This is a genomic window from Photobacterium sp. 1_MG-2023, from assembly GCF_030547945.1.
Classification (GTDB): Bacteria; Pseudomonadota; Gammaproteobacteria; order Enterobacterales; family Vibrionaceae; genus Photobacterium.
Genome location: NZ_JAUORR010000016.1, coordinates 20,643 through 34,242 on the forward strand (window position 1 = coordinate 20,643; position 13,600 = coordinate 34,242).

Annotated in this window: 12 protein-coding genes; 4 read left to right on the forward strand and 8 right to left on the reverse strand. The window is 54.2% G+C overall.

Translation table 11 applies throughout. From position 1 onward, the window contains the following. Positions 1 to 10: 10 nt before the first annotated feature. The 3 genes from Q4579_RS14450 to Q4579_RS14460 form a co-directional block, all read right to left on the reverse strand. Positions 11 to 340, reverse strand: a complete 330-nt coding sequence (locus Q4579_RS14450) for an SMR family transporter (RefSeq protein ID WP_303565205.1) — start codon at positions 338 to 340, stop codon at positions 11 to 13. Beyond that, on the reverse strand, positions 337 to 723 hold the full coding sequence (locus Q4579_RS14455) for an SMR family transporter (RefSeq protein ID WP_303565206.1): 387 nt from the start codon (positions 721 to 723) through the stop codon (positions 337 to 339). Before Q4579_RS14455 ends, Q4579_RS14450 begins: the two co-directional genes overlap by 4 nt. Positions 724 to 899: 176 nt before the next feature. Then, complete coding sequence (locus Q4579_RS14460) at positions 900 to 1,841, reverse strand: LysR family transcriptional regulator (RefSeq protein WP_303565208.1); 942 nt, start codon at positions 1,839 to 1,841, stop codon at positions 900 to 902. A gap of 227 nt (positions 1,842 to 2,068) precedes the next feature. Here Q4579_RS14460 and Q4579_RS14465 point away from each other — a divergent pair, with 227 nt between their 5' ends. Next, a complete protein-coding gene (locus Q4579_RS14465) occupies positions 2,069 to 2,809 on the forward strand; it encodes an AraC family transcriptional regulator (RefSeq protein WP_303565210.1) in 741 nt (246 codons plus the stop codon). A gap of 32 nt (positions 2,810 to 2,841) precedes the next feature. Here the strand turns inward: Q4579_RS14465 and hemB are convergent, their stop codons facing one another. The 3 genes from hemB to Q4579_RS14480 all read right to left on the reverse strand — a co-directional run bounded on the left by hemB (position 2,842) and on the right by Q4579_RS14480 (position 6,448). Beyond that, a complete protein-coding gene (hemB, locus tag Q4579_RS14470; RefSeq protein WP_368501993.1) occupies positions 2,842 to 3,816 on the reverse strand; it encodes a porphobilinogen synthase in 975 nt (324 codons plus the stop codon). A 242-nt stretch (positions 3,817 to 4,058) separates the two neighbouring features. Further along, the gene (gene gorA / locus Q4579_RS14475; RefSeq protein ID WP_303565214.1) at positions 4,059 to 5,414 is read right to left on the reverse strand and encodes a glutathione-disulfide reductase; all 1,356 of its coding nucleotides are present in this window, start codon (positions 5,412 to 5,414) and stop codon (positions 4,059 to 4,061) included. Between the two features lie 194 nt (positions 5,415 to 5,608). Beyond that, positions 5,609 to 6,448 (reverse strand): 23S rRNA (adenine(2030)-N(6))-methyltransferase RlmJ, encoded by an 840-nt coding sequence (locus Q4579_RS14480; protein ID WP_303565290.1) that lies wholly within the window; start codon positions 6,446 to 6,448, stop codon positions 5,609 to 5,611. Between the two features lie 170 nt (positions 6,449 to 6,618). On the opposite strand from Q4579_RS14480, the gene prlC reads away from it, so the two are divergent. Further along, the gene (gene prlC, locus Q4579_RS14485; protein ID WP_303565216.1) at positions 6,619 to 8,661 is read left to right on the forward strand and encodes an oligopeptidase A; all 2,043 of its coding nucleotides are present in this window, start codon (positions 6,619 to 6,621) and stop codon (positions 8,659 to 8,661) included. Positions 8,662 to 8,736: 75 nt separating this feature from the next. On the opposite strand, the gene gppA is transcribed toward prlC, so the two are convergent. Continuing rightward, positions 8,737 to 10,233: a guanosine-5'-triphosphate,3'-diphosphate diphosphatase gene (gene gppA, locus Q4579_RS14490; protein ID WP_303565217.1), complete on the reverse strand. Its 1,497-nt coding sequence runs from the start codon at positions 10,231 to 10,233 to the stop codon at positions 8,737 to 8,739. A 14-nt stretch (positions 10,234 to 10,247) separates the two neighbouring features. Further along, positions 10,248 to 11,561, reverse strand: coding sequence for an ATP-dependent RNA helicase RhlB (gene rhlB, locus Q4579_RS14495; protein ID WP_303565218.1), 1,314 nt, complete (start codon positions 11,559 to 11,561; stop codon positions 10,248 to 10,250). 113 nt (positions 11,562 to 11,674) lie between these two features. Between rhlB and trxA the strand changes: the two genes are divergently transcribed. Beyond that, entirely contained in the window at positions 11,675 to 12,001 is a 327-nt protein-coding gene (gene trxA / locus Q4579_RS14500; RefSeq protein ID WP_211646775.1) for a thioredoxin TrxA, read from the forward strand. 208 nt (positions 12,002 to 12,209) lie between these two features. Then, positions 12,210 to 13,475, forward strand: a complete 1,266-nt coding sequence (gene rho / locus Q4579_RS14505; RefSeq protein ID WP_211646776.1) for a transcription termination factor Rho — start codon at positions 12,210 to 12,212, stop codon at positions 13,473 to 13,475. The last annotated feature ends 125 nt before the right edge of the window (positions 13,476 to 13,600 follow it).

Genomic DNA, 13,600 nt, shown 5'->3' on the forward strand with positions numbered 1-13,600 from the left:
TGGACGGCGATCAGGCCGTTTTCATCACCACCACGGCGGCAATCACGACGAAGATGCCTGCCCAGCCCAGTGGGGTCAGCCGTTGCTTGAACAATACGGAGCCGCCGATGGCTGTGCCCAGGATGCCAATCGCGCCCCATGAAGCATAAGCCACCGCCAAATCAATCTCTTTGATCGCCTGAACCAGTAAAGTAAATGCCGTCAGAACCAGCACAATTGATGTGGCGCCCCAGAGTCGGTGCTTGAATCCGTCTGAGCGGGTCAGGGCCATATTTGCCGCAATATCGACGATGGCCGCCAGCAGCACAAAACCAAACGATAAGGTAAAAAACTGATTCATGACAGACTCCCGGAGGCCGACGCACAACTAGCAGAAGATGTCTCCTGATCTTGCTCCGGCCGCGACTCACCCAATGTCACCATCACAATCCCCACGACTGCCAGCCCCAGGCCCAGCAGTTCCTGCAGACTCAGATCAGCGTCAAAGACAAACAGCGAAACCAGCGTGATCAGTGCAATGCCGAGTCCTTCCCAGACCGCATAGGCCACACCGATGGCGATTTTCTTCGCGGCTTGTGACAGAAAGTAATAAGACACCGTGATCAGGAGATACATCACGCCGTATCCCCAAAGTGAATTTTCCTCTCCGATCAGATTCATGGTGCTGGTGCCGGCCACTTCAGAGGTGATGGCCAACAGCAGAAAGATTCGTGCAATAAACATGCTATACCTGCCAATGAATGAACATTAATGGATAGCAAAGGATTGCCAGGCCACACAGCGAATTGAGACCCGTTGAAGTTTCAGACCGAGATAACGGGCAATGCTTTGCAATACCAGGCAAGATTAGCCGTTGGCCAGAACGGGGGACAGGTATATGAGATATTCAATTATGAATATCACTCAACTTTGACGGGTCCCGCTTGAAAACATTTCTTTATGACTCGATGTAAATGCTGGTGGAGCGGATGATTACGGTTGGACTGGACAAAACCGCCGGAAATCACAAAATCACTGAATTCGCGGTTGACGGCTGGCATCGGGTAGGCGGCCAGCGCCGGAAACAGCCGGATGGTACTCGTGCTGGCATACATAATGGCATCCGTATCCAGCAGCATTTGGGCTGCCAAGCGCAGGTTATACGTTTTCAGCAATACCCGCGGCTGGTAACCCATGCGCTGATATTCCGACTCGACGGTGCACAGCGGGTTGTATGAGGCCGGTGCCGGCAGGGAAATGATCGGCAACTGCGAGACCGTCTCCCAGTCATTCACATCTTGATGTTGCGACAAAGTCGGGTGGTTCTTCCGTGCCACAATCATTCGCTTTTCGGTAAAGAGCGGCCGCATATAGAGATCTTTGGGTAGCTCGGTTTCCTGATCCAGCATGCAGTAGTCGTGCTGCCCATCCAGCATTTCATCCTGGCTGTAACTGTTCCAGTTCGAAAAGGTAAAGGTCGCCTTCGGGAACGACTGATGGCAGATCCGCAATAGTTGCTGGCCCTGTTCATCCAGCAGGTATGGATCCACCACCAGTGATAAATGGCCGTCATACTCGGCTGCACTGAAGTCCTCAAATTCTTTCAGCACTTTTTCGATCGGCGCCAGAATGTTGTCGAACTCCTCCGCCAGCCGCAACGCCATCGGGGAAGGTTCTACCCCGTGGGGCTTCCGGACAAACAGCGGATCATTCAGCGTCGTTTTTAAACGTGCAATTCCCCGGCTGGCACTGGGCTGAGAGATCCCCAACTGCATGGCGGCGACTTTAATACTCTTGTGCTCAACCACGGCTTTGAGCAAGCGCATGAGATTCAAATCCAGCGTATCGAGTTGATGGGCCATGCAGACACCTGATAGATCAACAGAAAAAGTGATTTGATGATTGTAATGGGTTGTGGCGGTCCGGTCACGGGGAACGCGAGGCAGCTTGGATGCCGGTGGTCTCTGACGCCGTCGATTCGGGCAGAAACGCCCGTTCCCGTTCATTTGCCGAATGAAAGACTGGATCATGATACCCGCGAATTGGAATTTGTTGCATAATGTTTCTGTTTCTATCCACTCGAGCTGACATGGATATTGAATATTTTATCGACCATCCCATGATTCCGTTCCCGGAAGGTTGCTTAGTGGTCAAGAATCAGCGCCATCAGATTGTGGCCAGCAACCCTGTTCATCTGCGACTGTCGGGGAGAAAACATCATTCGGAGCTGGTTGGCCTGACGGATGATGACATGCCCTGGCACCAGGCTGCGTCTGTTTTTCAGATGTATGAGGATGATGTGATGCGAGGCAGGCAGTATACCCTCTGTTATCTCATCCGGGACGCAGCGGGCCGGTTGCACCATTTTCTGATCCGGAAAAATATCATCCTGAATGCAACAGGCTGTATCAGCGGAACTGTCACGCATGCAATCCCTTTAAAGTCCACCCAAATAGCGACCGATTTTCGGTTTCATCGTTTGGATCTCTGTGGCATCAAAGATGAGCGGCTGCGACGCGTCTGTTGTTGTCTGTCGGACAATCCGGCCAGTTCGCAGTCTCTGCAGGCGTGGGCGGCGCAGGTGGGGGCTTCACCTCGGACTCTGGCCCGGTTGTTTCAGGCTGAACTGAGTATGACTTTTGTGGTCTTCCGTCAGTCACTACGCATCTACCGTTCCTTGCCGGATGTTCTGCATGGGAAGCCGTTGAGCCGCGTTGCACAGGACTTCGGGTACAGCACGCAGTCAGCTTATTCAAAAATATTCAAGCAGATCATGGGCGTGTCCCCGAAGCGCTTTGTGAAGGAGGCGGTTTCCCCGGCTTCTCCGTGATGACCCCCGTGGTAAGCCGGGTGTGGCGCTGTTCAGTTCACTGATGCTGATTCATTCAGCCATTGCGCAATTTGGTCGGCGAAATAGGTCACAATCATGCTTGCGCCGGCACGTTTGAAGCCCAGCATGGTTTCCAGCACCGCTTGTTTCTCATCGAGCAACCCGGCCTGGGCTGCGTTCTTGAGCATGGCGTATTCGCCGCTCACCTGATAGGCAGCCAGCGGTAAGTCGGTGTGCTCTCTGAGGTTTTTGAGGACATCCAGATAAGGTGTGCCCGGCTTGACCATTAAGATATCAGCGCCTTCTTCCTCATCCAGCCGCGCTTCGATCAGCGCTTGACGGCCATTGCACGGATCAGCCTGATAGGTCTCCCGGGTGCCATGCAGGGTACATTCGACCGCACTGCGAAACGGGCCATAAAATGCCGACGCAAACTTAATGGCATGTGCAAGAATGCCGACCTGCGTGAATCCGGCTTCATCCAGTCCGCGGCGAATCGCGCCGATCTGACCATCCATCATGGCCGAAGGTGCCAGCATATCGGCACCAGCTTGGGCTGCAGCAATGCACTGTTTGACAAGATTGTCGACGGTCTGATCGTTGTGGACATCCTGATCTTCAACCACACCACAATGCCCGTGGGTGGTGTACTCGCAGAAACAGATATCCGGGATCACAATCATCTCGGGTTGTGCGTCTTTGATTTGCCGGATCATCCGGCAGAGCAGGCCATCCGGATCCCAGGTATCGCTGCCGCAGTGATCTTTGTTGTGGGAGATGCCAAACGGCATGACATAGCGAATCCCCTGCGCATACAGCGCCTCAATTTCCTGCCGGATGGCTGATTCCGGGATGCGCTGAATCCCCGGCAGCGCGGCTATCTCTTTCGGCGATGTGATGTTTTCTTCAATAAACACCGGCTGGATCAGATCGCGGACAGAAAGGGTGTTTTCGCGGACCAGCTGGCGGATCAGTGCATTGGTTCTCAGGCGTCGTGGCCTTTTCATCAGAGTGTTTTGCATGGTTGAAATCACCGGAACGGGTAGGGAATGAATACATCTCAGCATGCCGGACGCCGCGGCCCCCGTCTTCTTCAGATCAGACAGTTTTGGGTGCAATTGGGACAGCCGCGAACCAGACAAGGGCGGCGGAGAGTGAGGAGCTCAGCCCCATAAAAAAAGCTATACACCCCAAGGGTATATAGCTTTCTATGATCAGTGTGGTGACTCGCTGGAAGTGATCTGGCGAATTAACGCATAGTCACAAACTCTTCCGAGCCGGTTGGGTGGATGGCAACTACGCTGTCGAAGTCGGCTTTGGTGGCGCCCATCTTCATGGCAACGCCGAAGCCCTGGATCATTTCGTCTACGGTGAAGCCGATGCCGTGCAGGCCGACCACAGTTTCTTCCGGACCGGCACAGACCAGCTTCATCTTACAGGGCTGGCGGTGGCTGGTGACGGCGGTGTACATGGCTGTAAAGCCAGACTGGTACACTTTCACGTTGTCTTCGCCGTACTGAGCAATGGCTTCGGGCTCGGTCAGGCCGATGGTGCCGATTGGCGGGTGGCTGAAGACCACGGTTGGCACCAGTTTGTAGTCCATTTTGGCTTCTGGCTTGTTGTTGAACAGGCGCTCAGACAGCTGACGGCCCGCTTTGACGGCTACAGGCGTCAGCTCAATGCCGCCGTCCATGATGTCGCCCACGCAGTAAATACCCGGGACGTTGGTCTGCTGGTATTCATCGACCTTGATGTAGCCTTTCTCTGTGGTCGCAACGCCGGTCGCTTCCAGATTGATCTTGTGTGTCACCGGATGGCGGCCAATCGCCCAGATCAGCAGATCGGTGTTGTGAGACTCGCCATTTTCGAAATGCAGGGTGATGCTGCCGTCGGCTTCTTTCACCACTTCTTTTGGCACCGAATGTGTGTGCAGCGTCGGGCCTTCGGTGTTCATGACGTCAACCAGCGTCTCGACGATCAGCGGATCGAAGCTGCGCAGCGGCGACTCTTTACGTACGAACAGGTGGGTGTCGGTTCCCAGGGCGTTCAGCACGCCGGCAATCTCGACTGCGATGTAACCGGCGCCGATCACGGCAGTGCGCTTTGGCTGTTCGGTCAGCTCGAAGAAACCGTTCGAGTCGATGCCGTGAGCTGCGCCCGGAATGTCCGGAATCGTCGGCTCGCCACCCACGGCGATCAGAATGTGATCGGCGGTGTAGTGCTGGCCATTCACTTCAACGGTTTTGGCGTCGACAAACTTCGCGAAACCATGAATGACTTCGATTTTATTTTTGCCTAAAACATTGTCGTAAGCCTGATGAATACGGCCGATGTAGGCTTCACGGCTTTCAACCAGGGTCGACCAGTTGAAGTTTTTCACGTCCACGTCGAAGCCGTAATCTTTAGCATACAGATGCATGGCTTCTGCAATCTGAGCGCCGTGCCACATCACTTTTTTCGGTACACAACCGACGTTGACACAAGTTCCGCCCAGGGCTTTGGCTTCAATCAGCGCGACTTTTGCGCCGTACATTGCGGCACGGTTTGCTGAGGCAATCCCGCCGCTGCCGCCACCAATACAGATGTAATCAAAATGCGTTGCCATGACTTTTCTCTCTATGCTGTGAAATCTTAGCTGGACGACAGTGTATACCTAAGTCGCCTTCAGATGCTAGGTTCGGGGAAACGGACGTTGATGTGGTGGAACGGGTTGTGATCTGGCGGGGGAAGAAGCAAAGGGGACAACCATCCGGTGCCTGCCAGTTTAGATTCGGCACCGGATCATCGGCGGGTGACGGATTATTCCGGCACCACCCAGCGTAGCGTGGTGTGACCACGGGTAGGAGCAATCACAGACTGCAGCCACGGCAGCAGGGTCGCCATCTGGCTTTCCAGTTTCCATGGCGGGTTAATCACGATCATGCCGGAAGCGGTCATGCCACGTTCTTCGGTATCGGGCTCCACACCGAGCTCGATTTGCAGAATTTTGCGGATGCCGAGATCTTCCAGTCCGGCCAGCATGGCGTCGATGTTGCTGCGATACACTACAGGGTACCAGATCGCATAAGTGCCGGTGGCCCAGCGATGAACGCTTTCTTCGATGGCATCCACCACATCCATGTATTCGTGCTTGAGCTCATAAGGCGGGTCGATCAGCACCAGCCCGCGGCGTTCTTTCGGCGGCAGACTGGCCTTGAGGCGGGCAAAACCGTCCTCTTTATAAATGCGGACCTGACGATCGCCCCGGAATTCCTGCAGCAGCAGCGGGAAATCGGTCGGATGCAGCTCAGAGAGCACCATGCGGTCCTGTTCGCGGATCTGAGCGCGGGCAACTTTCGGCGAGCCCGGATAATAGCGCAGGGTGTCGCCGGCATTCAGCACGCGGATGGCGTCAAGATAAGATGCCAGCGCTTCAGGCAGATCGTCACGTTGCCATACCCGGGCGATCCCTTGCAGGAACTCACCGGTTTTTTCGCTGCGCTCGTCCTGCAAATCGTAGCGGCCGACGCCGGAATGGGTGTCGTGATAAACAAAAGGTTTTTCCTTCTGTTTGAGTGCATCCAGAATCAGACTCTGAACGATATGCTTGAGCACGTCGGCATGATTGCCAGCATGAAAACTGTGGCGGTAACTGAGCATGGGGAACTCTGCGGTGTTGAAAAAGAGGTTATTATGGCGCAAAAAGCGGGAATATCCAGCGGGTTGTAGCAGCAGACCTGAAGTTGCCGCTAAACTTAATCCGGAAAAGGATTGAAATTGTCCTGAAGAAGACACACTTAGTCAGGAAACAGATAAATAAAGGATGCCCCATGTCGAACCCATTTCTGACCATGACGGACTTGCCGCCGTTTTCGCAACTCAAACCCGAACACATTTTTCCTGCCGTCGAGCAGGCGATTCAGGATTGCCGGAACAAAGTCGAGGAAGTCCTGGCCAGCGGAGAGGCGCCAAGCTGGGACAGCATTTGTGCACCACTGGCCGAAGTCGATGACCGGCTGGGCCGCATCTGGTCGCCGGTGAGCCACCTGAATGGGGTGAAGAACAGCCCTGAACTGCGTGAAGCTTATGAAAGCTGCCTGCCGATGCTGTCGGATTACAGCACCTGGCTGGGCCAGCACAAAGGCTTGTACGAAGCCTATAAAAGCATTCGCCAGAGTGAAGACTTTGCTGCATTGTCTCCAGCGAAGCAAAAATCCATCACGGATGCGCTGAAAGAATTTGAACTCTCCGGGATTGGCCTGCCTGCGGCAGAGCAGCACCGCTATGGAGAAATCAGCAAGCGTCTGTCTGAGTTATCGTCGACCTTCAGCAACAATGTGCTCGATGCCACCATGGGCTGGAGCAAGCTGGTGACAGACGACAGTGCGCTGTCCGGGATGCCGGAGTCTGCACTTCAGGCGGCAGCTGCAGCAGCCGAAGCCAAAGGGGAAACCGGCTACCTGCTGACGCTGGAAATTCCGTCTTACCTGCCGGTGGTGACTTACTGCGACAACCGCGAGTTGCGCCGCGAGATGTATGAAGCCTTTGTGACCCGCGCATCCGACCGGGGACCGAATGCGGGCAAATGGGACAACAGCGAAATCATCGCGGAAAAACTCAAACTGACCCATGAGCTGGCGCGTCTGCTTGGTTTTAATACTTACAGTGAAAAATCGCTGGCCACCAAAATGGCGGAATCAACCGATCAGGTGCTGGGTTTCCTGAATGATCTGGCCGCCCGGGCTAAGCCGCAGGGTGAGAAAGAGGTCGCTGAATTGCGTGCCTTTGCCCGTGAGGAATTTGGTGCGGATGATCTGGAACCCTGGGACATTGCCTATTACGCTGAAAAACTGAAACAGCACCGCTACAGCATCTCAGATGAGCAACTGCGCCCTTACTTCCCGGAGCAGAAAGTGGTGTCCGGACTGTTTGAAGTACTCAAGCGTGTCTTCGGTATGACAGTGACTGAGCGTGAAGGCGTGGATGTCTGGGATCCGAGTGTCCGTTTCTACGATATTTTCGATGCCAATGGCGAGCTGCGCGGCAGTTTCTATCTGGATCTCTATGCCCGCGAGCACAAGCGCGGCGGTGCCTGGATGGATGAGTGCATTGTCCGCCGTGTTCGTCAGGACGGCAGCCTGCAACATCCGGTCGCGTATCTGACCTGCAATTTCAATAAACCGGTCGGTAACAAACCCGCGCTGTTTACGCATGACGAAGTGGTGACGCTGTTCCACGAAACAGGCCATGGTATTCACCATATGCTGACGCAGGTGGAAGAGTCTGCCGTTTCCGGTATCAATGGTGTGCCTTGGGATGCGGTGGAACTGCCAAGTCAGTTCCTGGAAAACTGGTGCTGGGAAGAAGAAGCACTGGCCTTCATTTCCGGTCATTTCGAAACCGGTGAGCCGTTGCCGTCTGAGCTGCTGGAGAAAATGCTGGCGGCTAAGAACTTCCAGTCGGCCATGGGGATGCTGCGTCAGCTGGAGTTTGGTTTGTTCGACTTCAGCCTCTACACCAACTATGACCCTGAAGTCGGGGCACAGGTTCTGGATACGCTGGCAAGTATCAAGCGTCAGGTGTCCGTGGTGCCGAGCCCGGAATGGGGCCGCTTCCCGAACAGCTTCAGCCACATCTTTGCGGGGGGTTACAGCGCAGGTTATTACAGCTATCTGTGGGCGGAAGTCTTGTCTTCAGATGCTTATTCGCGCTTCGAAGAAGAAGGGATTTTCAATCCGCAAACCGGCGCTGATTTCCTGAACTGTATTCTGGAACGTGGTGGCAGTGAGGAACCGATGGCGCTGTTCAAACGCTTCCGGGGCCGTGAGCCGAAGATTGACGCCCTGCTGCGTCACAGTGGCATCACAGGTTAAGCGGTTCACAAGGTAACGAAACAGAAAAGGCTCCTGCAAAGGAGCCTTTTTTCATGGGGATAACAGTCAATCCGATCAGCTTGCTTCGCTGATTTGCAGCGGCCAGCCCAGATCGGTCTGACGATGGGCTTCTTGCTGTAATTCTGCATTGGTGAGCGGATTGGCCGCCAGCCAGGCCTGAGGGACAACCAGCGTGAGCTGATTGTCGTCTACGGTCAGATGTGCCGGAGGCTGATGCTGACTGTCGCGGCGATGGCACAAAATCACGGCCAGACGCAGCAGACGCAGGATGTGGACCGCTTGAATCGCAGGCATGGCATGTTGTTCCGGCAGGCTGGTCAGGTTGTCGCGGTAGCGGCGCAGCACTTCACCCAGCAGATGCTTCTGGGCCCGGGTAAAGCCGGGCAGATCCAGATGCTGGATCAGATAGGCGGCATGGTCACCACTTTGCTTGAAGCCAATCCCGGTGCCAATTTCATGCAACAGCGCACTGGCCTGAAGCAGCGAGCGGGCCTGAATATCTGATTGCCACGCAGGTTGGCAGTCATCCAGTAATGCCAGTGCAGTTTCCGCCACTGTCACCGCGTGATGCGTGTCGATCTGGTAGCGAACCTGCAGGCTGTTCAGTGTCCGGCAACGGACATCGTCCTGACACATCTGCTGGCTCATCATGTCGTACACCATGCCTTCACGCAGCGCACCACCGGCCAGGGTCATAGTCTGAATGCCCAGCGTTTCGAACAGGGCGATCAGAATCGACAGGCCGCTGGGGAATACCAGTGCCCGTTCCAGCGTCAGCCCTTCGATATCGAGATCTTCCAGCCGTTCATACTGCATGGCCTGACGTTGCAGCCGTTTGAGTTTGGCCAAGGTGATCAGCTCATCCATGCCCTGGGCAAGCATAATTTCCTGCAGGGCCTGAACCGTGCCGCTGGCACCGACACAGTGATCCCAGCCCAGATCGCAATACGGCTCGGCAATCGGGGCAATGGCATCTTTGGCTGCCTGAATGGCAGAGCTGAAGTTTTCTGCGCTTAGGTGGCGGTCTTTGAAATAGCCTTCCAGCCAGGTGACACAGCCGATTTGCAGGCTGGTCAGCGCCCGGGCATCAAAGCCTTCCCCGATAATCACTTCGGTACTGGCACCGCCGATATCAACGACCAGACGTTTCCCCAGGCCACCGGAGGTATGGGCAACCCCCTGATAGATGATTCGTGCTTCCTCTTCCCCCGGAATGATTTCAATCGGGTGGTTGAGGATATCCATCGCTCTGGAAAGAAAGTCGTCCGCATTGACTGCGGTTCTCAGGGCTGCTGTCCCCACAATCCGGATCCGTTCGGCCGGGATATCCTGCAGACGTTCGGCGAACATGGCCAGACATTCCCAGCCGCGCTGCATGGCTTCCTGACTCAGAACATTCTGGCTGTTCAGGCCAGCCGCGAGCCGGACTTTCCGCTTGATCTTAGCCAGCGTATGCACGCTGCCTGCGACTTCGCGCACGATCCACATGTGGAAACTGTTGGAGCCCAAATCAATGGCTGCATACAGCGGAGATACGACACAACTTTCCATGGCGTCTTCTTCAGTTACTGCGTTTTCTGTGGGGCACGACGGCGGTTACGCTGACGACCCTGTCCTTGTCCCTGACCCTGACGGGAGCCGCTGTTACTGCGACGTCCGCCGTTCTGGCGAGGTGAGCGCTGTACTTTGACCGGCGGCGGCAAATCGTCCAGCAGTGCACTCGGGTCGTAACTCGAACGTGGAATAGCATGCTCGATATACGTTTCGATGGCTGGCAGATTGTGCGAATAGACTTCACAGGCAAAGCTGATGGAATTGCCGAAGGCGCCCGCACGGCCGGTCCGGCCAATCCGGTGCACGTAATCTTCCGCATCGTCAGGCAGATCGTAGTTAAAGACGTGGGTCACCTGAGGAATATGCAGACCCCGTGCAGCGACATCTGTTGCAACCAGAATGTCGACTTCACCCTGGGTGAACTGTTCCAGAATGCGCACGCGTTTCTTTTGCGGCACGTCACCGGTCAGCAGTCCAACACGATGGTTATCGGCTTCCAGATGTGCCCAGATGTTTTCACAGCTGTGCTTGGTGTTGGCAAAAATGATGGCACGATCCGGCCAGTCTTCTTCAATCAGCGTCTGCAACAGGGACATTTTGTCTTGGTTAGACGGATAGAACAGCTCTTCCTGAATGCGGTGACCGGTTTTCTGATCCGGTTCAACCACAACGTTTTCCGGCGTGTTCATGTGTTCGAATGCCAGTTCTTTTACCCGGTAAGACAGGGTTGCAGAGAACAGCATGTTCAGACGCGCTTTTGGCGTTGGCATCTGACGGAACAGGAAACGAATGTCTTTGATAAAGCCCAGGTCAAACATCCGGTCTGCTTCATCAAGCACCACGACCTGAATACCTTTCAGATCAATCACTCGCTGCTTGTAGAAATCGATGATCCGGCCGCAGGTACCGATCAGAATATCGACGCCTTTTTCCAGATGCTGCTTCTGTTTCTCGTACGCTTCGCCGCCATAAGCCAGGCCTGCGGTCAGCCCTGTACTTTTGAGCAGAGGGGCTGCATCATTGTAAATCTGAATTGCCAGTTCCCGTGTAGGTGCCATAATGATTGCACGGGGCTGATTGGTTTTTCGCTCCTCAGATGCTGGTGTCAGCATTAAATGGTTAAAGGTGGCCGTCAGGAAGGCCAGGGTCTTGCCAGTCCCTGTCTGCGCCTGACCAGCAATATCACGGCCGGAGAGCACTACCGGCAATGCCAGGGCCTGGATCGGGGTACAACAATGGAACCCTTTGTCTTCCAGCCCTTGTAAAACCTGAGGGTGTAGCCCCAGATCGGCAAATTTCTGCTCTGTGATGTGAGTCGTCTTCATTCGTATAGAATATCAGCTTAGGGTTGCAATACGAAACGTATTCAATTCAAATAGGGCATCGATTTGCTGGTTAAAATAGAATCAGCGTTGAAAATCAACCATTGGAGTGGAAGATGAGCGACAAGATTGTGCAGCTGACAGACGCAAGTTTTGATAACGATGTGATTAATGCTGCAGGCCCAGTTTTAGTCGATTTTTGGGCTGAGTGGTGCGGACCATGTAAAATGATCGCGCCAATTCTTGACGAAATCGCAGATGAGTACGCAGGTAAACTGACGATTGGTAAGTTGAACATTGATCACAATGCGACAACACCACCAAAGTTTGGTATCCGCGGTATTCCGACCCTGCTGCTGTTCAAGGACGGCGCAGTGGCAGCGACCAAAGTGGGCGCACTGTCCAAGACGCAACTGAAAGAGTTTCTAGACGCCAACCTGTAATTGGCAGAATTGAGACCTGGACCGCGTACAATGCCTCATTGTGCGCGGTGTCATTTCAGCGTACTAGACGGCCGCCCGCTTTAGTGCTAAGTTATTGCACGTTAATTATACGACAGTTCATTTCTTGACCAGCCCCATTGGTCAAAGCTTTTCTCAATTATCAATTAACCATAGAACCCCTAATTTGACTGACAAGAAACCCACCACTATGAATCTTACAGAACTGAAGAACCAGCCTATTTCCAAGTTGGTTGCGCTCGGCGAAAGCTTGGGACTCGAAAACCTAGCGCGTTTGAGAAAACAGGACATCATCTTCGCAATTCTCAAGCAGCACGCCAAAAGTGGTGAGGATATATTCGGCGATGGGGTTCTGGAAATTCTGCAAGACGGCTTCGGCTTTTTGCGCAGCGCAGACAGCTCTTACCTGGCCGGCCCGGATGACATTTATGTCTCGCCAAGCCAGATTCGCCGCTTCAACCTGCGTACCGGTGATACCATTTCAGGTAAAATCCGGCCACCCAAAGACGGTGAACGCTATTTCGCCCTGCTGAAAGTCAACGAAGTAAACCACGACAAACCTGACAACGCCCGCAACAAGATCCTGTTCGAAAACCTGACACCGCTGCATGCAAACGACCGCATGCGTATGGAACGCGGTAACGGCTCTACTGAAGACATCACTGCACGTGTTCTGGATCTGGCCTCACCGATTGGTAAAGGTCAGCGTGGTCTGATCGTGGCACCGCCGAAAGCGGGTAAAACCATGTTGCTGCAGAACATTGCCCAGAGCATTGCTTATAACCATCCAGAGTGTGAGCTGATGGTGCTGCTGATTGACGAGCGTCCGGAAGAAGTGACCGAGATGCAGCGTCTGGTGAAAGGTGAGGTCGTTGCCTCGACTTTTGATGAGCCGGCATCCCGTCACGTTCAGGTGGCTGAAATGGTCATCGAGAAAGCCAAGCGCCTGGTTGAGCACAAGAAAGATGTGGTGATCCTGCTGGACTCGATTACACGTCTGGCGCGTGCCTACAACACCGTGGTGCCATCTTCCGGTAAAGTACTGACCGGTGGTGTCGATGCCAACGCCCTGCACCGTCCGAAGCGTTTCTTCGGTGCGGCACGGAATGTTGAAGAAGGCGGTAGCCTGACCATCATCGCAACCGCGCTGGTCGATACCGGTTCGAAGATGGACGAAGTGATCTACGAAGAATTTAAAGGGACAGGTAACATGGAATTGCACCTGTCTCGTAAGATTGCCGAGAAACGTGTATTCCCTGCGATTGATTTCAACCGCTCGGGTACTCGTCGTGAAGAGCTGCTGGCCAAGCCGGACGAGCTGCAGAAGATGTGGATTCTGCGCAAGATTGTTCATCCGATGTCAGAAACCGACAGCATGGAATTTTTGATTGATAAGCTGTCGATGACCAAGACCAATGATGAGTTCTTCGACGCGATGCGTCGTCAGAAGTCCTGATAACTCTGGCTTCATGTCACACTTCATTCAAACGCCACCTTGTGTGGCGTTTTTTTATTGCTAATAATATTCGAGGAACTACTCAATAGGGATGGATTCATTCCCCCTGAGAATAAATAAGCGCC

Excerpts from the sequence above, each read along its gene's own strand:
- Q4579_RS14480 (WP_303565290.1), bottom strand. The coding sequence starts at position 6,448 with ATGCTCAGTTACCGCCACAGTTTTCATGCTGGCAATCATGCCGACGTG.
- hemB (WP_368501993.1), bottom strand. The coding sequence starts at position 3,816 with ATGAAAAGGCCACGACGCCTGAGAACCAATGCACTGATCCGCCAGCTG.
- Q4579_RS14450 (WP_303565205.1), bottom strand. The coding sequence starts at position 340 with ATGAATCAGTTTTTTACCTTATCGTTTGGTTTTGTGCTGCTGGCGGCC.
- prlC (WP_303565216.1), top strand. The coding sequence starts at position 6,619 with ATGTCGAACCCATTTCTGACCATGACGGACTTGCCGCCGTTTTCGCAA.
- gorA (WP_303565214.1), bottom strand. The coding sequence starts at position 5,414 with ATGGCAACGCATTTTGATTACATCTGTATTGGTGGCGGCAGCGGCGGG.
- rhlB (WP_303565218.1), bottom strand. The coding sequence starts at position 11,561 with ATGAAGACGACTCACATCACAGAGCAGAAATTTGCCGATCTGGGGCTA.
- Q4579_RS14460 (WP_303565208.1), bottom strand. The coding sequence starts at position 1,841 with ATGGCCCATCAACTCGATACGCTGGATTTGAATCTCATGCGCTTGCTC.
- rho (WP_211646776.1), top strand. The coding sequence starts at position 12,210 with ATGAATCTTACAGAACTGAAGAACCAGCCTATTTCCAAGTTGGTTGCG.
- Q4579_RS14465 (WP_303565210.1), top strand. The coding sequence starts at position 2,069 with ATGGATATTGAATATTTTATCGACCATCCCATGATTCCGTTCCCGGAA.
- trxA (WP_211646775.1), top strand. The coding sequence starts at position 11,675 with ATGAGCGACAAGATTGTGCAGCTGACAGACGCAAGTTTTGATAACGAT.
- Q4579_RS14455 (WP_303565206.1), bottom strand. The coding sequence starts at position 723 with ATGTTTATTGCACGAATCTTTCTGCTGTTGGCCATCACCTCTGAAGTG.
- gppA (WP_303565217.1), bottom strand. The coding sequence starts at position 10,233 with ATGGAAAGTTGTGTCGTATCTCCGCTGTATGCAGCCATTGATTTGGGC.